26 protein-coding genes, 3 pseudogenes and 2 riboswitches are annotated in these 24469 nt (G+C 66.8%); of the genes and pseudogenes, 17 read left to right on the forward strand and 12 right to left on the reverse strand.

Annotated features, from left to right (window positions below; genetic code table 11):
- Positions 1 to 41 precede the first annotated feature (41 nt).
- Complete coding sequence (locus tag ABD884_RS23855) at positions 42 to 1535, forward strand: PucR family transcriptional regulator (protein WP_345053211.1); 1494 nt, start codon at positions 42 to 44, stop codon at positions 1533 to 1535.
- Positions 1536 to 1563: 28 nt separating this feature from the next.
- Here the strand turns inward: ABD884_RS23855 and cycA are convergent, their stop codons facing one another.
- The gene (cycA, locus tag ABD884_RS23860; RefSeq protein WP_376953823.1) at positions 1564 to 3039 is read right to left on the reverse strand and encodes a D-serine/D-alanine/glycine transporter; all 1476 of its coding nucleotides are present in this window, start codon (positions 3037 to 3039) and stop codon (positions 1564 to 1566) included.
- A gap of 3 nt (positions 3040 to 3042) precedes the next feature.
- A complete protein-coding gene (locus ABD884_RS23865) occupies positions 3043 to 3204 on the reverse strand; it encodes a hypothetical protein (RefSeq protein WP_345053219.1) in 162 nt (53 codons plus the stop codon).
- Positions 3187 to 3284: riboswitch (glycine riboswitch) on the reverse strand. (Overlaps the previous gene by 18 nt.)
- A gap of 194 nt (positions 3285 to 3478) precedes the next feature.
- Positions 3479 to 3593: riboswitch (glycine riboswitch) on the forward strand.
- A 78-nt stretch (positions 3594 to 3671) separates the two neighbouring features.
- On the opposite strand from ABD884_RS23865, the pseudogene ABD884_RS23870 reads away from it, so the two are divergent.
- From ABD884_RS23870 to ABD884_RS23885, 4 genes and pseudogenes are all read left to right on the forward strand, one after another.
- A pseudogene (locus ABD884_RS23870) lies at positions 3672 to 4074 on the forward strand (glycine dehydrogenase (aminomethyl-transferring)); the annotation flags it as partial.
- Positions 4075 to 4076: 2 nt separating this feature from the next.
- Positions 4077 to 4380 (forward strand): annotated as a pseudogene (locus tag ABD884_RS23875) (serine hydroxymethyltransferase); the annotation flags it as partial.
- 93 nt (positions 4381 to 4473) lie between these two features.
- Positions 4474 to 5526 (forward strand): FUSC family protein, encoded by a 1053-nt coding sequence (locus ABD884_RS23880; RefSeq protein ID WP_345053222.1) that lies wholly within the window; start codon positions 4474 to 4476, stop codon positions 5524 to 5526.
- A 147-nt stretch (positions 5527 to 5673) separates the two neighbouring features.
- The gene (locus tag ABD884_RS23885; protein ID WP_345053229.1) at positions 5674 to 6444 is read left to right on the forward strand and encodes a GAF and ANTAR domain-containing protein; all 771 of its coding nucleotides are present in this window, start codon (positions 5674 to 5676) and stop codon (positions 6442 to 6444) included.
- A gap of 23 nt (positions 6445 to 6467) precedes the next feature.
- Here the strand turns inward: ABD884_RS23885 and phnF are convergent, their stop codons facing one another.
- Positions 6468 to 7208, reverse strand: a complete 741-nt coding sequence (gene phnF / locus ABD884_RS23890) for a phosphonate metabolism transcriptional regulator PhnF (RefSeq protein ID WP_345053234.1) — start codon at positions 7206 to 7208, stop codon at positions 6468 to 6470.
- A 173-nt stretch (positions 7209 to 7381) separates the two neighbouring features.
- On the opposite strand from phnF, the gene phnG reads away from it, so the two are divergent.
- The 9 genes from phnG to phnN are packed head-to-tail and all read left to right on the forward strand — an operon-like array spanning position 7382 to position 14546.
- Complete coding sequence (gene phnG / locus ABD884_RS23895; protein ID WP_345053238.1) at positions 7382 to 7864, forward strand: phosphonate C-P lyase system protein PhnG; 483 nt, start codon at positions 7382 to 7384, stop codon at positions 7862 to 7864.
- Complete coding sequence (gene phnH, locus ABD884_RS23900; RefSeq protein ID WP_345053243.1) at positions 7861 to 8490, forward strand: phosphonate C-P lyase system protein PhnH; 630 nt, start codon at positions 7861 to 7863, stop codon at positions 8488 to 8490. The genes phnG and phnH overlap by 4 nt, the downstream gene beginning before the upstream one ends.
- A gap of 3 nt (positions 8491 to 8493) precedes the next feature.
- Entirely contained in the window at positions 8494 to 9582 is a 1089-nt protein-coding gene (locus tag ABD884_RS23905; protein ID WP_345053246.1) for a carbon-phosphorus lyase complex subunit, read from the forward strand.
- A complete protein-coding gene (locus ABD884_RS23910) occupies positions 9579 to 10472 on the forward strand; it encodes an alpha-D-ribose 1-methylphosphonate 5-phosphate C-P-lyase PhnJ (protein WP_345053250.1) in 894 nt (297 codons plus the stop codon). Before ABD884_RS23905 ends, ABD884_RS23910 begins: the two co-directional genes overlap by 4 nt.
- The gene (phnK, locus tag ABD884_RS23915) at positions 10469 to 11272 is read left to right on the forward strand and encodes a phosphonate C-P lyase system protein PhnK (protein WP_345053257.1); all 804 of its coding nucleotides are present in this window, start codon (positions 10469 to 10471) and stop codon (positions 11270 to 11272) included. Before ABD884_RS23910 ends, phnK begins: the two co-directional genes overlap by 4 nt.
- Before the next feature lie 2 nt (positions 11273 to 11274).
- Positions 11275 to 12015, forward strand: a complete 741-nt coding sequence (phnL, locus tag ABD884_RS23920; protein WP_345053262.1) for a phosphonate C-P lyase system protein PhnL — start codon at positions 11275 to 11277, stop codon at positions 12013 to 12015.
- Positions 12012 to 12779: a DUF1045 domain-containing protein gene (locus ABD884_RS23925; protein WP_345053264.1), complete on the forward strand. Its 768-nt coding sequence runs from the start codon at positions 12012 to 12014 to the stop codon at positions 12777 to 12779. The genes phnL and ABD884_RS23925 overlap by 4 nt, the downstream gene beginning before the upstream one ends.
- On the forward strand, positions 12776 to 13948 hold the full coding sequence (locus ABD884_RS23930) for an alpha-D-ribose 1-methylphosphonate 5-triphosphate diphosphatase (protein WP_345053268.1): 1173 nt from the start codon (positions 12776 to 12778) through the stop codon (positions 13946 to 13948). Before ABD884_RS23925 ends, ABD884_RS23930 begins: the two co-directional genes overlap by 4 nt.
- A gap of 13 nt (positions 13949 to 13961) precedes the next feature.
- Entirely contained in the window at positions 13962 to 14546 is a 585-nt protein-coding gene (gene phnN / locus ABD884_RS23935) for a phosphonate metabolism protein/1,5-bisphosphokinase (PRPP-forming) PhnN (RefSeq protein ID WP_345053273.1), read from the forward strand.
- A gap of 569 nt (positions 14547 to 15115) precedes the next feature.
- Here phnN and ABD884_RS23940 read toward each other — a convergent pair.
- The 4 genes and pseudogenes from ABD884_RS23940 to ABD884_RS23955 all read right to left on the reverse strand — a co-directional run.
- Positions 15116 to 15388 (reverse strand): annotated as a pseudogene (locus tag ABD884_RS23940) (P-loop NTPase family protein); the annotation flags it as partial.
- Positions 15389 to 15467: 79 nt separating this feature from the next.
- Positions 15468 to 15770 (reverse strand): hypothetical protein, encoded by a 303-nt coding sequence (locus tag ABD884_RS23945; protein ID WP_345053277.1) that lies wholly within the window; start codon positions 15768 to 15770, stop codon positions 15468 to 15470.
- A complete protein-coding gene (locus ABD884_RS23950; protein ID WP_345053282.1) occupies positions 15771 to 16031 on the reverse strand; it encodes a type II toxin-antitoxin system RelE family toxin in 261 nt (86 codons plus the stop codon).
- Positions 16028 to 16294, reverse strand: coding sequence for a type II toxin-antitoxin system Phd/YefM family antitoxin (locus tag ABD884_RS23955; protein WP_345053287.1), 267 nt, complete (start codon positions 16292 to 16294; stop codon positions 16028 to 16030). The genes ABD884_RS23950 and ABD884_RS23955 overlap by 4 nt, the downstream gene beginning before the upstream one ends.
- A gap of 184 nt (positions 16295 to 16478) precedes the next feature.
- On the opposite strand from ABD884_RS23955, the gene ABD884_RS23960 reads away from it, so the two are divergent.
- Complete coding sequence (locus ABD884_RS23960) at positions 16479 to 16712, forward strand: hypothetical protein (RefSeq protein ID WP_345053290.1); 234 nt, start codon at positions 16479 to 16481, stop codon at positions 16710 to 16712.
- A gap of 63 nt (positions 16713 to 16775) precedes the next feature.
- Here the strand turns inward: ABD884_RS23960 and ABD884_RS23965 are convergent, their stop codons facing one another.
- The 5 genes from ABD884_RS23965 to ABD884_RS23985 all read right to left on the reverse strand — a co-directional run bounded on the left by ABD884_RS23965 (position 16776) and on the right by ABD884_RS23985 (position 22449).
- Positions 16776 to 17339: a dihydrofolate reductase family protein gene (locus ABD884_RS23965; RefSeq protein ID WP_345053293.1), complete on the reverse strand. Its 564-nt coding sequence runs from the start codon at positions 17337 to 17339 to the stop codon at positions 16776 to 16778.
- 183 nt (positions 17340 to 17522) lie between these two features.
- Positions 17523 to 19262, reverse strand: coding sequence for a PhnE/PtxC family ABC transporter permease (locus ABD884_RS23970; protein ID WP_345053296.1), 1740 nt, complete (start codon positions 19260 to 19262; stop codon positions 17523 to 17525).
- Positions 19259 to 20131 carry a phosphonate ABC transporter ATP-binding protein gene (phnC, locus tag ABD884_RS23975; protein ID WP_345053300.1) on the reverse strand — a complete coding sequence of 291 codons (873 nt, stop codon included), beginning with the start codon at positions 20129 to 20131 and terminating at the stop codon, positions 19259 to 19261. The genes ABD884_RS23970 and phnC overlap by 4 nt, the downstream gene beginning before the upstream one ends.
- 25 nt (positions 20132 to 20156) lie before the next feature.
- Positions 20157 to 21137 carry a phosphate/phosphite/phosphonate ABC transporter substrate-binding protein gene (locus ABD884_RS23980; RefSeq protein ID WP_345053303.1) on the reverse strand — a complete coding sequence of 327 codons (981 nt, stop codon included), beginning with the start codon at positions 21135 to 21137 and terminating at the stop codon, positions 20157 to 20159.
- Between the two features lie 175 nt (positions 21138 to 21312).
- Positions 21313 to 22449 carry a TIGR03364 family FAD-dependent oxidoreductase gene (locus ABD884_RS23985; RefSeq protein ID WP_345053308.1) on the reverse strand — a complete coding sequence of 379 codons (1137 nt, stop codon included), beginning with the start codon at positions 22447 to 22449 and terminating at the stop codon, positions 21313 to 21315.
- Positions 22450 to 22641: 192 nt separating this feature from the next.
- On the opposite strand from ABD884_RS23985, the gene ABD884_RS23990 reads away from it, so the two are divergent.
- The gene (locus tag ABD884_RS23990; RefSeq protein ID WP_345053312.1) at positions 22642 to 23346 is read left to right on the forward strand and encodes a phosphonatase-like hydrolase; all 705 of its coding nucleotides are present in this window, start codon (positions 22642 to 22644) and stop codon (positions 23344 to 23346) included.
- A complete protein-coding gene (locus tag ABD884_RS23995; RefSeq protein ID WP_345053317.1) occupies positions 23343 to 24467 on the forward strand; it encodes a zinc-binding dehydrogenase in 1125 nt (374 codons plus the stop codon). Before ABD884_RS23990 ends, ABD884_RS23995 begins: the two co-directional genes overlap by 4 nt.
- Positions 24468 to 24469: the final 2 nt, after the last annotated feature.

Consider the following 24469-nt stretch of genomic DNA (forward strand, 5'->3'; position numbering starts at 1 on the left):
GAAAACGGCCGGAAACCAATGATCTGGGAGTGCATCTTTCAATGGCGATTACAGTGGCCGAGCTCGCGGAGGAACCCCAGTTGGGATTGACGCTTCTGGCCGGATATGCAGGCAGCGGCAACCGGATCACGTGGGCCCACACCTCTGACCTGCCGCGGCTGTGGGAATGGGTCACCGGCGGCGAACTGATGATGACCAACGGACTGTCCATCCCGGCCGACGCCCCAGGCCAAGTTGCACTCGCCGAGGCGCTCGTCGATGCAGGCGCCAGCGCGCTCGCCATCGGAGAGAAGATGCACGCGCCGGAGTTGACGCCGGAGTTCCTGGCCGTATGCGAGCGGTTGCCGCTGCCGCTGCTGAGCATTCCGTACCCGCTGCCCTTCATCGCCATCGCCCGCACCGTGGCCGAGTCTTCCCTACTGGAGGAATCACGGCGCCTGCGCCAGACCGCCAGGGTCTATGACTTGCTGCGCACCGCGGGAACAATTGAGGACCACTGGCACGGCCTCCTCCAAGGCCTCGCGGCTGAGCTCGATGCGGAGCTGTTCGTGGTGGACCGGAGCTGCCTGCATCCGTGGCATCCGGATGGCAAGCCGCTGCCGGATATTTTGCAGACGGAATTGGCTCCGCTGACGGGCCACATACCCTTGGCCGGGAAGAAGTTCCAGTGGCATCGGCTAGGGGATCGGCACGTGTTGATGATGGACATCCCCACCCACGCCAATGCACTGCTGGTGGTGCTGCCCAAAAGCGATCCGCACCCTGACGCCGTCGTACTCCTCCACGCAGCAACAGTGCTAGGGCTGGAACTTTCACGAACGGTCCTGTCCTTGGAAAGCCAACGCCGCCTGGCGGGCGAGTTCCTCCGGCCGGCCGTTGATGGACGCCTGGGAGTCGCGGAACTGGAGAGTCGCCTGAGTGCTTTTGATGTCCCGGCCCAAGATTTCGTGATGGTCGCGATAGCGGCCGACGACGGCGAGCGGCTGGCGAACGTCCACGTGGAACTGTGGCGCCACGGATTTCCAGCCGCCTGCCTCCGGCGTTTCAATACACTTCATGTGGCGGTCTCTACAGCGGTTACCGACGACGTCTTGATCCATTGCGCGGGGCCCGATGTCCGGATTGGCATCAGTTCACCGACGTCCGCCGCCGGCATCCAGCGTGCACTGCAGGAATCGCTGTGGGCGCTCGGTTCAGCCAAAGGCAACGCCGTCAACCTGGCCCACTACGCCGACGGACCGTCCTGGCTGGGCCTCACGAGTTTCGAGGAAGGCACGGCGTTGGTCCAGCGGCTGCTCGGCCCGATCTTCGCATATGAACAGGGCCAGGAAGGGGACCTCATCGTGACTTTGAGGACCTACCTGGACACCCAGAGGTCGTGGCAAAAGACCGCTGCGGCCCTCTTCGCCCACCGGCAAACCGTCATCTACCGTATCCGGAAAATCGGCGAATTGACGGGGCTGGACATGGGCGAAACGTCCACGTTGGCGCAGCTTTGGTTTGCTCTCCAGATTCACGAGGCCATGCATCAGTAGGCTCTCCTGCCGGGGCGTGCGGCTTGGGTCAGGGAAGAGCGGCGGCCTGGTTCGCGGCATCCTGCTCGGACTCGAGTTCTTCCTGGAATCTTGCGTACCGGGCCAAATGGGTGCTACGGCGCCGTAGGAAGAACCATGCGACGCCGAGCATGATGAACCATGCCGGGGTCGCCAAGAGCGCCACGAGGGTATCGGGCTGCGTTGTCAGGGTCCACAGGACAAAGCCGAAGAACGCGAACACTACCCAGACCATCACGATGCCACCGGGCATCTTGAACTTCGAGGTATCGTGCAAATGCGGGCGACGACGGCGGTAGGCGAGGTAGCTGGCCATGATGATCGACCACACGAAGACGAAGCAGACGGCCGACACGGTGGTCACCATGTCGAACGCCTTGCCGATGTCCTGTCCGGCGTACATCAGAACGACGCCGGACAGCAGCAGAACGCAGGACAGGAACAAGGCGTTGCGGGGGACCTTTCGGCGGGAAAGGCCGCTGAACACGGCGGGCGCGTCACCCTCCTGGGCCAGGCCGTAGACCATGCGGGACGTGGAGTAGATGCCGGAGTTGGCCGATGACATGGCCGAGCTGAGCACCACGAGGTTCACCACGGTGGCGGCGGCACCCAGTCCAGCAAGGGAGAACATAGCGATGAACGGGCTGTGGCCGGCGGCGAACTGGGTCCAAGGAGTGACGGACATCAGGATGATGAGGGCGCCCACGTAGAAGAGGAGCACGCGCACCGGGATGGAGTTGATCGCTCTGGGCAGGTTCTTCTCCGGGTCCTTCGCTTCTGCGGCGGTGGTGCCTACCAGCTCAATGCCGACGAACGCGAAGACTGCGATCTGGAAGCCGGCCACGAAACCCATGAACTCGTTCGGGAAGAAGCCCCCGTGGCTCCATAAGTTGCTGAAGCTTGCCGGTCCGGCGCCGGACCGGAACCCGCTGAAGATCATGAACAGGCCAACCACGATCAGGGCGGCGATCGCGATGATCTTGATGAGTGCGAACCAGAATTCGGTCTCGCCGAACGCCTTTACCGTGGTCAGGTTCAGGAGCAACAGGATGGCGATGGTCGCCAGGCCAGGAACCCATAGCGGGAGGCCCGGCCAGAGTTCCTTTGAGTAACCGGCGATGGCAATGACATCCGCGATGCCGGTGATCACCCAGCAAAACCAGTAGGTCCAGCCAGTGAAGAAACCTGCCCACGGACCCAGGAGGTCCGCGGCAAAATCGCTGAAGGACTTGTAGTGCAAGTTGGACAGCAGCAGTTCGCCCATGGCGCGCATGACGAAGAACAGCATGAAGCCGATGATCATGTAGACGAAGATGACCGAGGGGCCGGCCGCGGAAATGGTCTTGCCCGAACCCATGAACAGACCAGTGCCGATCGCCCCGCCGATAGCAATCAGCTGGATGTGCCGGTTGCTGAGCTGGCGGTCAAGATGTGGTGTTTCGACGGCTTTGGCGGGCGGGTGATGAATCGTCAAGAGGAACTCCATCGTTCAAGTGACACCAAAGGCGCCACGATGATTCGGGGTTCCTCCCCGCACTGTCTTGGACCTGAGAGATTCCGCAGCGCCGTGCTTTCGCATGGTTCCGCTTGCCCCGTCGGTGAGCCCGGTTGCCGGGCTGCTTTCCAGAGTTGCCTCGCCGCGGCGGTACATGGGCCTGAGAGTTTCCTGGGGAGGATTTGCTCCTACGGCGCCTACTGAATGTACCGGCAGGGCTCTCCCGCCGCAGATCATAAGCAGTATTCAGTTGGGTGAAGAGAATCGCGGATGTGGAGGATCGGCCCTTCCGGGTGGCCACCGATTCAGTGTGGGATAGCTCACCAAGAAATGTCAATTCCGCCTTTGTTTCGTCACCTAGGTGCCCGCTGAGTGCCGTTTTCGAACCAGATGTTGCCCCGACTCTGACCTTGTGTGTATGGTGTGAGCCGAATCACCCTCTGGAAAGCAGCAAGGCTCCGGCCTGGCTCACCGACGGTGCAAGCGCAACACAAGGTGACAATGTGTTCTGCGGAATCTCTCAGGTCCAAGACAGTGCGGGGAGGAACCCAATCCAAGCCGTGCCACTGTGGCCGGTCCTATCTTGGAGTTCCTCGTGACTGTTCAATCAACCCTCACCGCTTTTGGCCAACGCCTCCTTGCTGGACGAAGCGACCGCCGTGGCCGAAGCGGTGTTGATGATGCGCAGGGCGAACAAGAACAAGTCCGCTCATGATGGTAAGACCGTCCTTGACGCCGACTGCTTCGGGCCGGGTGTTCGATCACTCTGCCGTGATCGCCGCCGCGAATGAACGCGGCGCTTTGGTCACGGTTGCCGCTGATCTTTTGGCGCCGACCTTGATTTTGGCGCCGACCTTGATCATGCCTCCAGGCGAGCAGGGCGCCGACATCGCCGTCGGCTCCACGCAGCGCTTCGGCGTTCCGCTGTTCTTCGGCGGCCCGCACGCGGCCTACATCGCCGTCCAGAAGGGCCTTGAACGCTCGATGCCGGGCCGCCTGGTGGGCGTTTCCAAGGACGACGCCGGGCCGAGTTCAAGGAACGCCAGGAGCGTGTTCTGGCCGGTGCCCGGATCCTGGCCGACGTGACTGCGAAGGACCGCGACGCGGTTCCGTTCGACCCGCGCCCGCCCATGGTCACGTCCGGTCTGCGGATCGGCACCCCGGCACTGGCCACGCGCGGCTTCGGCGAAGCGGCGTTCCGCGAGGTTGCGGACATCATTGCCCAGGCACTGATCGCCGACGCCGACGCCGACCTTTTCCGGCCTGCGTCACCGCGTGGAGGCCCTCGCCGCCGCGCACCCGCTCTACCCGGGCGTCGCGAACCTTAGCTGATGGAGAAGCCCGGCGCCCGGAGCGTAAGATTCGAAACGGACGCCAGCGCCGCCGTCGTACTTCTTGACCCTGCGATGAGAGGCAAGCCGCGACGTGAACGCCTTGGCAGAGATGTTCAGGATCGGTCCCGGCAACAAGGACCATTACCCGGCTGTGCGCTGTGCCGTGGGCGTCTTCCTGCCGTTGATCATCCTCGTGTTGTTCGGACGGCTGGACCTTGTGGTTTTCGCCAGTTTTGCTGCGTTCACCAATATTTATGGCCGCAACGAGCCCCACAGCCACCGTTTTCGAAGCCAACTCCGGGCAGGTTCGTTGCTGCTGGGCATCATCCTGCTCGCTACTTTGACGGCCAGGGCTGCGCAGGGCTCCGACGCGTACGTGTGGATCCTCACGATCGGCACCACGTTGGTTGCTGCGCTTTGCTCCGTGACGACTGCGCTGTGGCGGCTTCGACCGGCAGGTTCCCTCTTCCACATTTTCGCTTTTGCTGCGATCGCCTCCGTGCCCCAGCAGCCGCCCCTCTGGGAAGGGATGCTGGCTGCCGTTTTGACTGCGGTGTTGGCGTTGCTGATCGGAATGTCTGCGCGGGTGGTCCCAAGCCACCGGACGCCGTGGAAGCGACCGCCGGCGGATCGGTTGTTGCCGCAGGAAATCCGGGCAGCGTGGCTGGAAGGCTTGGGCTACTTCGTGGCTGCCGGGCTGGCCGGGACGCTTGCCACCTTGGTTGGGCAGTGGCTCGGGTTCGGACACGGCTATTGGGCCATGGTGGCGGCAGTGGTTCCCCTGGTAGGGCGCAGTACCCGGCATCGGATGCAACGGGGAATCCAGAGGATCGTTGGGACCCTGCTCGGTTTACTGGTGTTGGCCGGAATCCTCTGGCTCGGCCCAGCGCCATGGCAGATGGTGTTGGTGATTGCCGCATGCCAGTTCGGTGCTGAGCTCTTCATTGCCCGCCAATATCTTGTGGCACAGATATTCGTCACGCCGCTGGCGCTCATTTCCACTCTGCTGGTTGCCAACGTCCCGCCGGGGCTCCTCCTGCGGGACCGCGTCGTGGAGACCGTCATCGGGGCCGCCGTCGGCGTGGCTGTCGTCGTGGCGCCCGCGGCATGGTCCCGGCTCAGGGCGCGGCGCCTTCGGGTCTAGCGAACGACGGCGAGCGGCCGCGGTTCAGGCGATGCCGAAAAGAACTTTTACCAGACTTATCCCACAAGGATATGGTGTGTGACTGTGGACGGAGGGGCTTATCATTTTCACACACCCCCACCCGCATATTCGCTTGGAGAACGCGCCATGCTCCCTGAAGAATCGACTCCAACCACCGTCGACCAAGTCCAGAACCTGATCCTGGAAAGTGCTGACTTCGAGGACTTCCTCAATGAACTGGCACGGTTCTCTGCCCACCAGATGGCGGGCGACGGCGATGATGCGCTCTGTGGAATAACCCTGCTGCGCGAGCGGAAGGCAGTCACCATCGGGTGGAGCAGCGATGTGGCGCGCGAAGTGGACGAGATCCAGTATTCCTTGGCCCAAGGGCCGTGCTTGACGGCCGCAAAGGAGGAACGGGAAGTCCTCGTTCCGGATCTTCTTGAGGAGAACCGCTGGGGCCCGGACTACGCGAGTGCGGTTGCGTCATACGGCCTGAGGTCCGTTCTCTCCCTGCCGTTCAACCTTGAGGGCGAGGCCAAGGCAGCCCTTAACCTTTACTCCGAGGCGCCGTACAAGTTCAACGAAAGGGCCACCGACCGGGCCCGGGGCTACACCCGCGAAGTATCACAGGCCCTGCGGCTTGCCGTCAGGTTCGCCGTCCATAAGGACAGTGCCAACAATCTCCGGGCTGCGATGGAGTCGCGCACGATCATTGACATTGCCGTGGGAGTTGTCATGGCGCAGAGCCGCTGCAGCCAGGAGGACGCCGTCCGGATCCTGACGGAAGCCTCGAGCAATCGCAACATTAAATTGCGGGATATTGCCAAATCCTTGGTGGATTCTGTTGGCGGAGCGGGCACCCTGACCCACTTCCAGGAGCCGGTATACCGTCAGGACCAAAGCCAAGCGGGGTAGTTTGATTCCACATGGCACCCGCCTCAGCCGGAGGCCGGGTGCTCGACGTCGAGCTCGACGCGAGAGGCGGCGAACCGTGTGACGCCAAACTGGAGCGGGGTCCCGTCGGGCAGGGCGTCGAGTGCCCGCACTTCGAGGACCACGGACCCCACGGGAAGCCCGAGGTCCTCGGATTCCTCAGGAGTCGCATGCCTGCCGCCGACGGAGGTCGACGCGCGCACGTAGTCAGTGATCCCCAGCGCGTGCAGCGCCCCTGTGATCGTCCCGAGGGCCGCGAATTGCTTGGGAAGGCCGGGCACGGAGTCCGCGGCGTACCACTGCGTGGCCCGTGAGACCGGGACGCCGTTGACCGAACGGACCAGCTCCAGCCGGAGCGCTGGCCGGCCGTCGAGCCGCAGGCGCGCGGCGATCCCCGCGGGCGGCGCGGGCTCAACGGCGCATTCGAGCAGCTGACCGGAAGCCACGGAGCCCTCCCGGAGGCTGTCGCTCAGCCGGGTGCGGGTTCCGATGCGGTGCACGAGCGTCCCGTGTGCGGCGACGAAGGTGCCGCTTCCGCGCCGGGAGTCCACCAGTCCCTCAGCCGTGAGGGCCGAGACTGCCTGTCTGACCGTGTTGCGGTGCACCCCGAACCGGGCCGCGAGCTCGTTCTCCGATGGCAGTCTCGATCCGGAGGGGGCTGCCCCGTCGAGGATGTCGCGCCGCAGACCCTCGGCGATAAGCCGCCATGTCGAATACCCACTGGGGGACCGGGTCTGTGATGACATAGTGGTTCACCCTATCGGACCTGTGCCCTCCGGGCGGCCATCTGTTCCCAAGGTTCTCCCGCCTGTTCCGGAACGTTCACTTTGGGGGCCCGTTCCGGCAAGCCACGTCAAGTTATCTAGGCATCTAGACAACTCTAGGTTGCGGTAAGTGCGGAGGACGCGTGGAGCAAGTGATGAAAGAGGCCGGACCGGCCGGGGATGCCATCCGGGAGAGGCAGGGCTGGATGCGCACCCTCGCGATGGCCAGCGGACAAGAGCTTGAGGCCGCCTGGAAGGCCTGGACTCCCCGCCCGACGGTCGAGGCGGTCCGCGGGCCCGAGGAGGGCCTCGTGATGGTCCGGAGCAGGATCGACGCGGCTGGTGCGCGCTTCAATCTGGGCGAGGCCACTGTGACGCGGGCCACCATGCGGCTCCACGGCGGCCCGCTGACCACTGACGTGGTGGGCAGCGCGTACGTGCTCGGTAGCGATCGCGAGCATGCGCGTCTCGCGGCCATCTTCGATGGCCTGCTGACCGACAAGGACCAGCGTCCTCGCGTCATGGCCGAAGTCATCGAGCCCCTTCAATCGGCACAAGACGAGCGTGACGCGGCGAGCCGCATTGACGCCCGAAGCACTCTTGTCGACTTCTTCACGGTCGCTCGGGAGCACGAGTGAGTGCCCCCGTCGGCCGGGCCCCCGCGATCCCGGCACCGGGCTTCGCCGATCCTTCAAGGGACGCCCAACGGGCGTTTCGGGCGATCCTCGACGCGCTCTCCCACCCCACTCGCAGCTATCCGCTGAGCGGACCGGCACAACCGCCGGCGGCGCTCGGGCCGGGACTCGCTGCCGTCGCGCTGGCTGTCCTAGATGAGGAATCGGCTATCTGGCTCGGCGGGGCGCTCGACGACGCGGAGGTCGCGGCGTGGCTTGAGTTCCACACCGGGGCGCGGCAGGTCGAAGCCGCCGCAGCGAACTTCGTCTTCGCGACTCCGTCCTCCATGCCCGCACTGGGGTCACTGCGCCTGGGCAGCGACGAGGAGCCGCACCTGTCGGCGACGATCGTCCTGGATGTGCGCGGGTGTGCCGGCTCCCGCCGCTTCGCGGTCCGCGGGCCCGGCATCAAGGGAACCGTGGAGCTCGAGGCGCCGTGGGCCGACCCCGGCTTCGCCGGGCAGTGGTACGCCAACACGGCTGCGTTCCCGCGCGGCGTCGACCTTCTGCTCATCGATGCCGAGCAGGTCTCGGCACTGCCGCGCACCACACGAATCGCGGCAGCGGCCGCCAACGGACAGGAGGGCTGAGCGGTGTACGTTGCAGTCAAAGGCGGCGAAAAGGCAATCGCCAACGCCCACGCCCTGCTAGCGAAAGAGGGGCGCGGAGCCGAGCAGTTCCCGCCGCTCGAATCCGGTGCGGTGGGAGGCCAGCTCGCGGTGCTTGTGGCCCGCGTCATGAACGAGGGCTCGCTATACGATCCCGAACTCGCGGCGCAGGCCATCCTGCAGGCCCAGGGAGACGTGCTCGAGGCGGTCACCCTGGTGCGCTCGTACCGCACGACCCTGCCCCGTTTCGGTTACACCGAACCGGTCGACACCGCGCAGCTTCCGCCGCAGCGCCGTGTCTCGGCCACGTTCAAGGACCTGCCGGGCGGCCAGCAGCTTGGGGCGACATTCGACTACACGCACCGGCTCTTTGCCGATTCCGGCGTCGACGGACCGCTCATCGATGCGGAGGCTGATGCAGAGGCTGACGTGGACCACGCGGAGGAGATGCCACGCGTCGCCGACCTGCTCGGCGCCGAGTCGCTCATGGAACCCGTGCCTGAACCATCGGGCTCCGGCGACCCTGAGCCCGCAGACCTGACCCGGGAGCCCACCGTCTTCCCCATGAGCCGGGCCGAGCGGCTCCAGTCGCTGGCCCGCGGGGACGAGGGGTTCCTGCTCAGCCTCGCGTACTCGACCCAGCGCGGCTTCGGCCGCACGCACCCGTTCGCCGGCGAGATCCGCGTCGGCGAGGTGGAGGTGGAGTTCGTCGCCCCCGGGCTGGGCTTCCCGGTGCCGCTCGGGCGCATCGCGGTGACGGAATGCCATATGGTCAACCAGTTCACGGGCAACGCGGACACTCCGGCGCAGTTCACCCGCGGGTATGGACTCGTTTTCGGGCGGGCCGAACGCAAGGCGATGTCGATGTCGATCGTGGACCGGGCGCTGCGTGCCGACGAGTTCGGGGAGCGCGTCGTCGCGCCCGCACAGGACGAGGAGTTCGTGATCCACCACGCGGACAACGTGCAGGCCACCGGATTCGTTGAGCACCTCAAGCTGCCGCACTACGTTGACTTTCAGGCGGAACTCGGCCTCGTGCGCAAACTGAACGCAGAACGTGAGGAAAACGCATGAGCACCGCCCGGAAGCCCAGCTACAACCCCGGCTACCTCGACGAGCAGACCAAGCGGATGATCCGCCGCGCACTACTCAAGGCGGTCGCCATCCCCGGGTTCCAGGTCCCGTTCGCTTCCCGCGAAGTCCCCATGCCGCGAGGCTGGGGGACGGGCGGCGTCCAGGTCACGGCGTCGATCATCGGCGCGGACGACGTGCTCAAGGTCATCGACCAGGGTGCCGACGACACGACGAACGCCGTCTCGATCCGGGCCTTCTTCGCCAAAGTGACGGGTGCACGGACCACCACGCATACCGCCGAGGCATCGATTATCCAGACCCGCCACCGCATCCCCGAGACGGAGCTGAGGGAAGGGCAGACCATGGTCTACCAAGTGCCGATCCCCGAGCCCTTGCGGTTCTTTGAACCGCGTGAAACCGAGACCCGGCGCATGCATGCGCTCGAGGAGTACGGGCTGATCTACGTCAAGCTGTACGAGGACATCGCGAAGTACGGGCACATCGCCACGACGTACGCATACCCGGTGCTGGTCAACGGCCGCTACCTCATGGACCCCTCGCCGACGCCGAGCTTCGACAACCCCAAGCTGAACCAGAGTCCTGCCCTCCACCTGTACGGCGCGGGCCGTGAGAAGCGCATCTACGCGGTGCCGCCCTACACGGACGTGGTCAGCCTCGGGTTCGAGGACCACCCGTTCGAGCCGCAGCGCTTCGACCAGCCTTGCGCCGTCTGCGGCTCGACCGGGGTGTACCTCGACGAGATCATCACCGATGACGCCGGCGGCATCATGTTCGCCTGCTCCGATACTGACCACTGCGAGCAAACTGCGGCTGCCGCCTCGGGTGACGCCTATACCGAGAACGACGTTACGGAGGAGCCGCAGAAATGACGCTCGACAGACTCAGCTTCGACGACGAACAACGGCCCTTGCTCGAAGTGCGGGGAGCCGGCCACCGCTACGAGGACGGCCACGGATGCCGGGACGTGAGCTTCGATCTTTGGCCCGGCGAGGTGCTCGCCGTCGTCGGTGAATCCGGCTCCGGCAAGTCGACGCTTCTCCGCACGCTCTCGCAGCACATCAGCCTCACCGAGGGGAGCATCCGCTACCGCCACGGCGACGGCACCGTCGTCGAGCTCTCCGAGCTCAGCGAGAGCCACGTCCGCCGGCTATGGCGCACCGAGTGGGGATTCGTCCACCAGAACGCTGCGGACGGCCTCCGCATGCATGTGAGCGCCGGGGGCAACGTGGGCGAGCCGCTGATGGCGACCGGCTGGCGGCACTACGGACAGATCCGGTCCGCCGCCGCTGAATGGCTGAAGCGGGTGGAGATCCCGGCGGACCGCATTGACGACACGCCCGCCTCCTTCTCGGGGGGCATGCGCCAGCGCCTCCAGATCGCCCGGAACCTCGTGGTTTCGCCGCGGCTGGTCTTCATGGACGAGCCGACCAGCAGCCTGGACGTGTCAGTCCAGGCCCGCCTCCTCGACCTGATCCGCACGCTCGTCGCCGATCTGGGCCTGGCCGTCGTCATCGTCACCCACGATCTGGCCGTCGCCCGCCTGATCTCGCACCGGACGCTCGTAATGAAGGACGGGTACGTGATCGAATCCGGCCTCACCGACCGCGTGCTCGACGACCCGCAGGCCGCCTACACCCAGCTCCTCGTTTCCTCGATCCTGCAAGGATGACCGTGACACGCATCAGCCCCCCAGAGCCGACCCTCGCCGTCGCGGGCGTAGGCAAAACCTTCACTATGCACCTCCAAGGCGGAAAGCAGATCGCCGTGCTGCGCGGCCTGAGCTTCACGGTGGACCCCGGGGAGTGCGTCGTGCTCGGCGGAACCTCCGGCGCCGGGAAGAGCTCGATCCTGAAGATGGTCTACGGGAACTACGCCGTCGACACCGGGAGCGTGGTCATCACCACCGGCCACCCGGCGTACGGCGGCCCGGTCGACATCGCAGCCGCGGACCCGCGTCGGGTTCTCGCCGCGCGCCGTGACGCCATGGGCTACGTGAGCCAATTCCTCCGCTGCGTGCCACGCGTCCCGGCCATCCAGATCGTGGCCGAGCCGCTCACGGAGCGCGGCGTGGGCTCCGAGGAGGCGCTCGACCGCGCTGCCGCACTCCTCACGCGTCTCGCGATCCCCGAGCGGCTATGGTCCCTCCCACCCGCGACGTTCTCAGGCGGCGAGCAGCAGCGCGTCAACATCGCCCGCGGCTTCATCCCCGAGCTGCCGCTGCTGCTGCTCGACGAGCCGACCGCCTCGCTCGACGCGCACAACAGCGATGTCGTGGTGGAGCTGATCGCCGAGAAGCGCGCCCGCGGAGTAGCGATGCTCGGGATCTTCCATGACACCGCGGTGCGCGAACGGGTCGCGGACCGCGTGATCGACGTCCAGGCGTTCGCACCGGTCCCGGCGGCGATGGCATGAGCGGGCGGGTCGCCATCTATGCGGCTCCCGGAACGTCCCCGACCGACGTCGACGGTGGGCAATTGCGCCGCCGGGCGGAGTTGTGGCTCGGCCGTAGCGTAGCAGGCTTCCCGGTCACCGCGTCCTCGCCCGAGGGGTGGACGCGGGGCGCCGTGGATGAGATCACGGCCGATGCACGCCGCTACGGTTTCCACGGCACGTTCAAGGCGCCCTTCCGCCTGGCGGAAGGGCGCACGCTTGGAGAAATCGACGCCGCCCTCGCCCGGTTCGCCACCGGGCATCCTCCCGTGGTCCTCCCCGAGCTGGCCCTGAGCCGGATCGGGAGCTTCTTCGCCCTCGTCCCCGGCGCCCCGGCCGAGCCACTCAACGCGCTTGCGGCCGAGCTCGTGCAGGAGTTCGACGGATTCCGTGCCCCGCCGGACGCGGCGGAGACCGCCCGCCGAAAACCGGGCGCCCTCAGTGGCCGGCAGCGCGAGGCGCTTGAGCGCTGGGGCTACCCATACGTGCTCGACGACTTCCGCTTCCACCTCACGCTCACCGACCGCATCGAGCTCCGACGCCAGGGTGAGGTCGACGCGGTCCTGCGACGTTGGTTCGCAGACAGCCTGGGCCGGACGATCCAGCTCGACACCCTGGCTCTTTTTACCGAGCTCGCGCCCGGCGAGCCGTTCATGCTCCATTCGGTGCATCCGCTGCGCGGGGCCATCGACCCGCTCCTCCCCGACCTGCACCGCCCCGACGTCATGGCAGAAGGAAACGCATGAGCCACGAAACCGTCCTCAGCAACGCCCGCCTCGTGCTTGCCGGAGAGGTGGTGCATGGCTCCGTACTCATCCGCGACGGTGCAATCGCCGACCTCAGTTCGAGAACCACGCCCTCGGGCGAGGATCTCGACGGCGACTACCTCCTCCCGGGGCTCGTGGAGCTCCACACAGATCACCTTGAGGCGCATGTCCAGCCGCGACCCGGCACACGCTGGGACCCGGTCCCCGCAGTGCTCGCACATGACGCACAGGTCAGCGGGGCCGGGGTGACCACCGTCTTCGACGCCGTCCGGATCGGTTCGATGACCGGGCGGGAGAACGACGGCACGGCCCTCGCGGCTGAGATCGCCGCGGCGATCACCTACGCCGCGGCCGCGGAGCTGACCCGGGCCGAGCATTTCATCCACGTCCGCTGCGAGGTCGCCGCTCCCGGCACGGTCAGCGAGTTCGAGGCGCTCGACAAGATCTCCGACATCCGCCTCGTGTCCCTCATGGACCACACCCCGGGGCAGCGCCAGTACGCCGACGTCGAGGCATTCCGAACCTACATGGTCGGCAAAGGCAGGGTATCGAACGACGCATTCCTGCCATTCGTCGACGAGCTCAAGAAGGTCGCAGAAGTCCACTCCGTGCCGAACCGGGCCAAGATCGCCCGGCTCGCCCTCGAGCGCGGCATTGCCCTCGCCGCGCACGATGACGCAACCCTTGAGCACGTCGAGGAATCCGCGGGCTTCGGCGTGCTCATCTCCGAGTTCCCCACGACGCGCCTCGCTGCCCAGGCGGCTCGCGAGCACGGTCAGCTGATCGTCATGGGCGCGCCGAACATCATGCGCGGCGGCTCGCAGTCCGGCAACGTTGCGGCCAGCGAGCTGCTTGAGGCAGGCCTGCTTGACATCCTCTCCTCCGATTACGTGCCCGCGAGCCCGCTCCAGGCCGTCTTCCTCCTTGAATCCGAGGGGGTGCTTCCGCTGCACGAGGGTGCCAAGCTCGTCGCGAGCAACCCGGCGCGCGTCGCGGGCCTCGAGGACCGCGGCGTCATCGAGGCCGGCCGCCGCGCTGACCTGGTGCGCGTCCACGCTCATGACTTGCCGGCCAGTCCGAATCGTCCGCGCGGCCACCGCGTCCCCGTGGTGCGAGCCGTGTGGCGCAGCGGAGTCCGGGTCTCCTGACGCGATGGGTGCAATGGACCATGCTCAGCCGGCGGCGTCGACGACCACCGGCCCGGGAGCCTTCCTCGCCATCGTCGGCGCGAGCGGCGTCGGAAAGGACGCGCTCATCTCCTACGCCCGCGAGCGGCTCGACGAGGCCGCGGTGCACTTCCCCCGGCGCGTCATCACCCGACCGGAGGGAGCGGGCGAGGACCATGAGCCGATCGACGAGGCAGGGTTCGCGGCTGGGTGCGCTTGCGGCGACTTCGCCGTCTCGTGGCGGGCCCACGGGCTCGGTTATGGCATTCCGGCAGCCGTTGACGACGAGATTCGATCCGGCCGCACAGTCGTCGCCAACGTCTCGCGTGGCGTGCTCGGCGTTCTCGCCGCGCGCTATCCGGGGCTCGTCGTGGTCCGCGTGACTGTCTCCGACGACGTTCGTGCAGAACGCCTGCTTGGCCGCGGCCGCGAGGCGGTGCACGACGTCGTCCAGCGCCTTTCACGCACTGACCCAGCGCCCGATCATCCCGTAGACGTCGAGATCCGCAACGACGGAACCGTCGCCGAAGGCGGCGACCGCTTGCTGCGGGCCATCATGAAGGCGCAACAGCTCGTCTGAACCCCGCCGGGTTTTCCGCCGGGTTCGGTGTATCCAGCAGTCAGCTTCCGAAGCCGTCTGCACGGAATGTCCGCTGCAGGCAGAAATCCCGGAAGGCGCGGGCGGGCGTGGTCAACACGTTCATGCTGCAAACCGTGCTCGAGGTCCCGGAGTTCAATGAATTGCTCGAGCCAGAAGACCGCAGGGGTCTGACGCCCTTGTTCTGGACTCATATCAACCCCTACGGACGATTCCCCCTCGACATGAACACCCGCCTTGACCTGGGTCCGGTGTCTCCGGAGCCGCGTGACCGTGCGGTGGGCCCGTCTGGTCCGGGCGGCTGGTGTAGCGAGCAGGGCACCGTCGGCGCCCTTGGTGATGATGGCCAGGCGCGCGCCATGGTGCAGCTAGTGGGAGGCCACGTCGTCCGGGGACCATCCGGGGTAGAGCCAGTGTGCATCTTCGTCGCTGAGTTTGACGACGTCCGTGAGCGGGAGCAGGTCCTCGAAGATCGTCGTTGCCTCGGTGTGGCTGCCAAGGAGAACGGGACGGAGGAGGGAGCTCCGGTGGAGCGCGGTGCCGGGTGCCTATCAGGCCTTTGCGGCTCCTGTCATGATGGCGACGGCGTCGGTCATGCTGTGGGACTGCGGGTTGATGGTGGCCACGCACTTGCCCAGGCGCTGGATGTGGATCCGGTCGGCGACGTCGAACACGTGCGGCATGCTGTGGCTGATCAGGATGACGGGCAGGCCGCGGTCGCGCAGGTCGCGGACCAGTTGGAGGACCTGGTTCGATTCGCGCACGCCCAGGGCCGCCGTCGGCTCGTCCAAGACGACGACCTTGGACCCGAATGCCGCTGGCCGAGGGGGATTGTTCGCTGAACGGGTCTTTTGCTGCGGGATCAGGGGGCGCGTTCTACGAAGACTTCGGTGACAGCTGGCTTCACCGGCTTGAAGTTGTCACCCGTCGGCCCCGGAACGAAACCGATCCTCCCGCGCGGCTGATCGCCGCGGCCGGCTCGAAGATTCGGGAGGCTTGCCGGGGTACAGGGAGATTCTGGATGTCCTCCCCGACTCTGCCGGCTCGGATCACGTCGAAGTGTCGGAATGGGTCGCCGGGGTTATGGGCACCGACGAACCTTACGATCCCGGCGGGCTGGATATCGAAGCGGTGAACCGTGCCCTCGCCGACAGGTCCTGGGCAGTCCGAATCCTGACATGCCGGGCGGTGGGGGATCCCCCGCATCTAGTGCTGGTAGATGTCCCGCCGGTGTCCCATGGCGAGCACCAAGACGATCAGTTGTGCGTCCCGGATCTCATAGATGATCCGGTAATCGCCGGTGCGGACACGCCAGTCACCGCTGCTGCCGGAGAGCTTCTTTGCTCCCGGCGGACGCGGCGTTTCGGCCAGGAGCTCGATCGCAGCCTGAATGCGCCTGCGAGCGTCCGGCGGGAGCTTGCGCAACTGCCGGACGGCGGCCGGCGCGACCTGCACGGAATAGCTCACGCCAGGCCCAGCTCCGCTTTGACTTCCTCCCACGGCACCGGGCTGTCGCCGGTCTCCGCCATTTCCGTCCGGGCCGCGTTCGCTGCCCGGAGATCCTCCAAATCCTCGGCCGCCTCGATCAGCGTGGCGAGATCCTCGGCGTCGATCAACGCGGCTACGCGGCGGCCCCGGCGCAGCAAATACACCGGTTCGTGGCTCACGCGCGCGGTATCGACCGCCTCGGAAAGCCGGCTCCGCGCGTCAGTCACTGTCATCTCGCTCATTGCTCAATATTAGGCCATGCGCGCCGAAATGTACATAATCGCGAGAAGTGCGAAAACGCCGATAATGCATCGTCGCCGTGGCGATGGGGCATCGCTCAATGGTCTACGGCGTCTGACAGCCCCGGAGCGCATGCAGAGGCCCGCCCGGTGTCGGGCCTCTCCATGCTCGTGCAATACTGCGTTGATGAAGATCCTCGAGTGGTGGCCTCTGGTCGGTGCGGAAACGCGCGACTGGCTCATTGAGCACAACGGCGAGCCGCTGCGGCCGAATGTAATCGCCGACATCATGGCGGTTACGGGCGGCACCACCGATTCTGAGTGGTGGGCTGCCGAATCAGCAGACGGTCCCCAGCTTTCCGACGCGGCTGTGGATTGGATCGAGGCTGTCGCCAACGACGAGGAGCCGACTGGCGAGTGAAAACTTCTCCCTCCCGCTGAGGGTTCGACTTACAGGCAGAGCTGCCTGCTGGTGGAATCGCGCTCAGCGCCTCGTCTCGTACCTGGTCAGGACCACGCCGCCGGGAAACGTCCGCGTCTCCACCAGGTTCAGGTTCACCCAGCTGTCCAGCGAGGTGAAGAACGGAGTGCCGCCGCCCACCAGGACCGGATGGGTAACGATCGCATACTCGTCGATCAGCCCGGCCCGCATGGCCGCCCCGGCGAGCGTTGCCCCGCCGACGCTCACCGGGCCGCCGTCCCCGGCCTTGAGCCGGGTGATCTCGGCGACCGCGTCGCCCGTGACCAGTCGGGTGTTCCAACCGACCTTCTTGATCGTCGAGGAGAACACCACCTTTGGCGTGTCCCGCCAGTTCCGCGCGAACTCGACCTCCGCCGGGGTGGCGTTGGGCTGCTGGTCGCCGGTGGGCCAGTAGGAGCTCATGGTCTCCCAGAGCTTCCGGCCGTACAGCGACAGGCTGCTAGCCCGCTCCTGATCGAGCCACCACTGGAACAGTTCCTCGCTCGGCCCGCTCCAGCCGATGTCGTCGCCAGCCGCGGCGATGTAGCCGTCCAGGGTCAGATTCATGCCGTAGATCAGTTTCCGCACGGCGCCAGCCTTCCGTCTCGTAGTGGGCGAGGGCGTCATGGAACTCTGTCGTCCCGCATATGATCGGAAGCATCCTGTCCCTCATGGAGCCACCGTAACTACCCATGATTCGGATGCGATAGCTTTCGGTCCGCGTTTCAACTGAGCTGCCCGGCAGCCGATGGGCTTGCGGGCGAGCGGTGTTCAGGCGAACACGCGGCGCATCCAGGCCGCGACGCCCTCGACAGCGAGTACCGCAACGACCACCATGAACACCAGCGTGGTCACTTGGCCGTGCAGCGTGAGGACAGTCGAGGCGTTTGTGAGGTAGAACCCGATCCCGCTTCCGCCGACGATCCCCAGGATCGTGGCCGCGCGGATGTTGGTGTCGACGAGGTACAGCGAGTTGCCGATCAGCGACGGCAGCCCCTGCGGCCACGTCGCGGCGAGATAGCGCTGCGACCGCGTTGCCCCCGCAGCGGTGAGCGCGCGCTCCGGACCGTTGGGGACCTCTTCGAACGAGTCCGCGATGAGCTTCCCGAGCAGACCGATCCCACCGAAGGCGAGGGCGACGGCGCCGGCCTGGTTTCCGAGGCCCGTCACCATGATGAGGAAGATCGCCAGCACGAGCTCGGGGACCCCCCGGAACACGACGAGGATGACCCGAAAGGTGTTCCGCACGGGTCCGCTCGGAGCAACATTGCGGGCGGCGAGCGAGCCGAAGATGAGCGAGAACACAAGGGAGAGAAGTGCTGCGGCGAAGGCCACCTGGATGGTGATGAGCAATGCCTCGGCGAAGTCGCCGAACGCGTACGAGCCCAGCGACGGCGGCCAAAAGCTCTCGATGGTGCGCGGGACGAACTGCCACTGCACCTGGGAGAAGTCGATGCCCGACATGAACCACGCGGCGATGACCACGACCACAGCGACAACGGCCCACCCGGTGTCGCGGGTGCGTTCACGGGTCCACGGGCGATGCAGCATCTGATGCACATCGACCGTGGCTGACGCCCCGGACATCCTGGGGGCAGGTGCGGGCCGGTTCCTTGTGGTCGTCCGGACGATCCGGTCACCGAGGCCCCTGCCGGAGGGCTGCACCCCGAGGAGGTTGCGGCGGATGGTGGAGGAGACGATCTCGAGGACGACGCACATCACGAAGATGACGCACGCGATCCCGAGGCCACGGCCGTAGCCTGTGGGGAAATCCGCGAACGCGACCTTCATGGCGTAGCCGAGACCGCCCACCCCGGCATAGCCAAGGATCGCCGAGCCGCGCAGGTTGATGTCGAAGCGGTGCAGGGCCGTTGCGATCCACGAGGGCAGCACCTGGGGGAAGGCTCCGGACCAGAATTCCTGGGCGCGCGAGCCGCCGGCTGCGCGGATCGCGAGGCGAGGTCCGTCGTCGGACTGCTCGATCGCGTCGGCGAAGAGCTTCGAGATCATGCCGATCGAGTGGATGCCGAGGGCGAGCACGCCAGGCAGTGGGCTGCCGAGCGCGAAGGTGAGGGCGAAGGCCAAGGCGAGGACGACGTCGGGCACGGCGCGGGTCACGACGCCGATCGCGCGTCCGAGCCAGCGGAGCCAGCGCGACGGCGCCGTATTCTGCGCGGCCATCAGAGCCACCGGGACGGAAATGAGGGCCGCGACGAGCGTGCCGAGCACCACGATGCCGACCGTAATCCCGATCAACGAAAACAGGTCTGTCGGCCCGGGCAGGCTGATCGGGTCCATGCGCGAGAAGACCTTCTCGGCGTTGGTCCAGCTCGTGGCGACGTGGGCCCACGAGAAGTCCAGCTGTCCGAGCGACCAGATCGCGAAGAGCAGCATGGCCAGGAGGACGAGGGTGGCGATCTTCCGCTCCACCGAGGCGGGGCGACGAGGGGCACGGTCGGCGATGTCCAGTGAGGACTCGACAGGGGTCGAGGCGAGGTCGAGGGCCGTCATCGGGTGCCGCCCACGGTGAGCCGCGAGGCTCCAACGGAGGCCTCTGCCTCCATGGTGAGCCTCGATTCCTTGAGCTCACTCTCGATCGCGTCAAGCTCGGCGGTCGAGGTGGACACCCGGCCGTAGATTTCCATGGCCCGTTCCTTCGAGAGACCCGCGGTCGGCGTGTCGAGTACGACTTGGCCGTGGCGCAGGCCGACGATCCGGTCGCCCCAGCCAAGGGCGAGGTCCACTTGGTGCAAGCTGCAGACGACCGTGAGGCCGTGGTCGGCCGCGATCTCACGGATGAGGCGCATCACCTGTTCGCTTGACTCGGGATCCAGGCTTGCTACCGGCTCGTCGGCGAGAAGGATCTCCGGACGCTGCATGAGGGCCCGTGCGATCGCGACGCGCTGCTGCTGGCCACCGGAGAGCTGGTCGGCGCGCTGGTACGCCTTCTCGAGCAGGCCGACGCGGTCAAGATGAGTGAGTGCGGCGATTTTGAGGGCCTTCGGGTAGGCCCAAAGTCCGAGGCGCGGTCCCCTGAGCCGGGACAACGCGCCCGTCAGCACGTTCTCGAGCACCGTCAGGGACGGCACGAGCTCGAACTGCTGGAAGATCATGGCCACACGCCCGCGGAACCGGCGCAGTTCCCGGGGCGCAAGCCCGGGGATGTCCTGGCCAAGGACCTCGACGGTCCCGGCCGTCGGCAGCTCGAGGCCGTCGAGGTGACGGAGCAGTGTCGACTTGCCGGACCCCGAGAGGCCGAGCAGTACGACGACCTCCCCACGTTCGACTACAAGCTCGACCCCGTTCAGGGCACGCGTCGAGCCGAAGTCCTTGGCAACGCCCGAGAGGCGGATGACCGGAGAGGCTGTCGTACTGTTCATGATGGCGTTCCTTGATCGGTGCCTACTACTTCGAGCACTTCGCGACGAGGATCTGCGAGCAGAGGTCCTTGATTGTCTGGTAGTAGTCGGCGGTCTTCGCCTGCACCCCGAAGTAGCCGGAGTTGAAGCCGGGGGTTGTGGCGATGCCCGCGGTCTTGATGGCGTCAGGTGTGGCTCCCTGCAGCGCGTCGGTGAGCTTCTTCTGAGCGTCGGCCGGCAGCCCGGTCGAGATCGAGAACGGACCGCCAGGCACGTACTCCTTGCCGATCACTTTGACCTCGCCCTTCTGCGCGCCGGCCTCGGCGATGCTGTCCTCTGCGAAGCCAACATCGCACTGCCCCGAGGCGACCGTCTGCTCGGACTTGTCGTGGGCGCCCGCGAAGTGGACCTTGAAGTCGGCGAACGTCGGATTGCCCGAGGCGTCCTTGCCGTTCGAAGTGACGTCAAGGCCTGCCTTGTGGAGCTGGTACAGACCGAACAAGAAGCCAGAGGTCGAGTTGGGGTCGACGAAGCACACCGTCTTGCCCTTGGCGTCAGCGAGGCTCGTGATAGCAGAGTCCTTCGGGACGATCGCCTCGGAGTAGTAGCCCGGTTCCTTGATCTTCGACGAGTTGATCTGGGCAGCGACCGGGGTGAGGTTCGCGCCCTTGTTGATGGCCATGACGTATTGCAGGGCGCCGGAGGACATGACGTCGACCTTGCCCGCCGCGGCAGCAGCGATCAGGGCGGTGTAGTCGGCGGTGGGGTAGTACTCGACCTTGTAGCCGGTCATCTTGGCGACGTAATCCTCGATCGGCTTGATGTTCGAGTCAGAGCCGGCTTGGTCGGGCACGGCGCCGATGACGATGGTGCCCTCGGCCTTCGCCCAAGAGCTCTGGCTGGCTCCTGCGGCCGCGTTGGCCGGGGTGGAGCTGGGGGAGGAGCAAGCTGCGAGGACTGTCACTGCCGAGAGCGCGGCGACGACGGTCGCGACGGCGCCGAAGCGCTTTGTGCGGGAGACGAACATGGGATTGGCCCTTCGATTCAGGCGCACGTGTGTTGGGAGGAGCTTCAAGTCCTAGTGCGCATCGGGTCTAAACGTAGGAAGCCGCGCCTAAGACTGGACCACCGGCGGGTTACCAGCACCTTAATGAGGTCCATACATCTAGACATCTCTGCAAAGGTGTCCGTTCCACCGCGCTCTACAGGCCGTCCAGCGTGTGCCGGGCGAGCCCGAAGGAGAGGGTCATCCCGATACCCGAGGTCACGGTCGCGACCGTCGTGCGAGGATCGGTGCGCTCCGCGACGAGGTTCGTCAGTGCGCTCGAGGCATACACGCCCTGCCAGCGTTCCCGGATTCGCGGCGTGGTCCCGAGGACCGAGCCGATCTCCTGCAGCAGCCGGTCGGTGACACCCTCATCCATGAACGGGCGGCTCGTCGGGGCGTAGTCGTGCGAGTCTCCGAGGAGCAACGAGCCATCGGACAGGCGGGTGAACATGACGTTGGCCACCATGTCCAGCAGCTCGGGAGTCTCCCGGTGTACCTCCTCACGCAGGGCTTCTGCGGCAGGCATCGCGGAAAACCCCCCGTATCGCAGCATCGAGGTGCCGGTGAGGACCGCGGAATCGAGCGTGTATCCGGGCAGGGCCGTCGAGCGGGCCATCTGCAGCGCACAGCGCACGATCTCCCAGCGCTCGGCAACATCCGGGAACAGGTGGTCGACGTCGTGGCCCGCGCACACCACCACGTGGTCACCCGTGAAGGTCCCGCGTGAGGTCTCCACGATCCCGTCGGCCACCTCGCGCACCGACGTGCGCCACGCGATGGTGGCGCCGTCCTGCGCCTCGAGCCAGGCGGCTATCGCGCCCACCGTCGCGCGGGGGTCCACTCGCAGATCGGCTGGGAGGAACGCTCCGCCCAGGATCGCGCCGCTCGGTCGCGCGTCGTCGGCGTGCAGGCGCCGTCGTACCTCCCCGCCCGTCAGCAGCTGTGCGGCGTCGGTCCCCCGTGCGTCGCGGAACTGCTCGAGGACCGCCATCTCTTCGCGGCTTCGGGCGACGACGACGGCACCCGCCTCCGGGGCCCAGAACCCGATGGTGCGCGCGGCCTCCAACCAGCCCCGGCGCGACTCCTGCGCCATCGGCAGCTCGCTCGCCGCCTGCGCGGTGATGCAGGCGTGGCCGAAGTTACGCACGGAGGCGCCGACCGCGGCGGAATCCCGCTCGATGATCCGCACGGTCAGGCCGCGCGAGAGTGCCTCCACCGCATGCGCGCACCCGAGGATGCCGGCGCCGACGACGACGAGGTCAGTGTGGTGATTCTGGTCCAAGTTCTTCACTTAAGAATCTTTTCCGATAACCGGTGAGCAAGGGCGCACGTCCCACAACCGGCGCCTATGTTAACCGGCAGTTCACCCTCCCGTTCGCCCTGAGAGGCCGGACATCGTTCGCACACCCCTAGGGTTTTTGACCAGTTGCATTTACCGGCGGCGACGGATTCGGCGCCAACTCCCACACCCTTGGAGCCCCACATGATCACCCTTGCCGTCTTCGATATCGCGGGGACCACAGTCGACGAGCGAGACGAGGTTTACCGCACCCTGCGGGCCGCCGTCGAGCGCGAGGGCGCCACGGTGTCACCCGCGGAGCTGCAGAAGTGGATGGGCACGGAGAAGCGTTGGGCGATCCGGAACCTCATGCAGGCCGGCGGGCTCGAGCCGACGGACGCCGTCGTCGACTCCGCTTATGCCTGGTTCTTGGACTCGCTCCGCGATTCCTACCGCACCAACCCGCCGCAGCCGCTGCCGGGTGTCCCGGAGGCGATGGCGGTCCTCCGTGCCCGCGGCATCAAGGTGGCGCTGACCACCGGGTTCTCCACCGAGATAGCCGCCCCGCTGCTCGCCGGCCTAGGGTGGACGGCGCACGACGGCGACCCCTCGGCCACGCTCGACGCGGTAGTTTGCGCGGACATGGTGGCCGCCGGCCGTCCCGCGCCGTACATGATCCACCGGGCCATGGAGGCAACGGGCATCCAGGATGTAGCCCAGGTGGCGGCCGCGGGCGACACGGCCGCCGACGTGCTCGCCGCGCGCCGTGCCGGGGTGCTCAGCATCGGCGTGCTCACGGGCCACATGACGCGGGAAGACTTCGCGCCTCACCCACACGACGCGATAGTGGACTCGGTGGTCGACCTGCTCTCCGATGCGCGGTTCGCCGGCACAGGCGTCACCCGATGAGTGCCCAGCCTGGGGCGCTGCGGGCGCAGGTATGGAACGGCGGCGGAGACTTCAGCCTGCGCACGTTCCCCTTCCCGGAGCTGGGGCCCGGCGAGGCCATCGCATCGATCGACCTCGCCACCGTCTGCGGTTCGGACCGGCACACCGTGGGCGGCAGGCGTGCCGGCGCGCACCCCTCGATCCTGGGCCACGAGGCGGTCGGGCGACTGGCCGAGATCCACGGAGGCGGGCTCGTCGACGTCCGAGGCGAGGCGCTGGAGCCCGGAGACCGCGTCGTCTGGGGCGTCACCGCCTCCTGCGGAACCTGCGACCGGTGCCTCCGAGGGCTCACTGCCAAGTGCCGCCAGCTGCTCAAGACCGGGCACGAAGCCCTCCACAGCAGCTGGCCGATCTCAGGTGGGTACGCCACACACATCCACCTGCGCCGGGGACTGGCCCTCGTGCGGGTCCCGGACACCGTCAGCGATGCGGCAGCCGCAGTGGCGGCCTGTGCCGGGGCGACGGTCGTAGCCTGCCTCGACGCGGCCGACGCCGGGAGCGGCACCCGTGGCTTGGCCGGGCTGAGGGTCCTCGTCAACGGCGCCGGCATGCTCGGGCTGTTCGCGGCAGCTGTGGCCAACGCCCGCGGCGCCGCCGTTGTGGAGGTCCGCGACCCCTCGCCCGAGCGCAGCGAGCTGGCCACGCGGTTCGGGGCAACGCGCCTCGCGGCCATTGCCCCGGGCGGAACGCGGGCCGGGGGGACCGCCGGATTCGACATCGTGGTCGAGCTCTCCGGGGCTCCCGAAGGGGTCCGCAGCTGCTTGACAGCGCTCGACGTCGGCGGCTGCCTCGTGCTCGCCGGCAGCGTCTCGCCGGGCGACGTGATCGCCCTCGACCCCGAGGCCGTGGTCCGCGGCCGCCACACCGTGGTCGGCGTCCACAACTACGAGCCCGAGCACCTGCAGGCCGCGATCGATTTCCTCGGCTCGACGGCCGGGACCTTTGACTGGGGCTCTGTCGTGGCCAGACCGCTGCCGCTGGACGCCCTCCCGGGGCTGCTGACGGGTCACGAGAGCGATCCGTCGATCTTGCGCCGCTCCGTCGCACCGGGTTTGACCATGGTCGAGTCCGACCTAGGATGAGA

The organism is Arthrobacter methylotrophus (genome assembly GCF_039539965.1).
Lineage (GTDB): Bacteria > Actinomycetota > Actinomycetes > Actinomycetales > Micrococcaceae > Arthrobacter > Arthrobacter methylotrophus.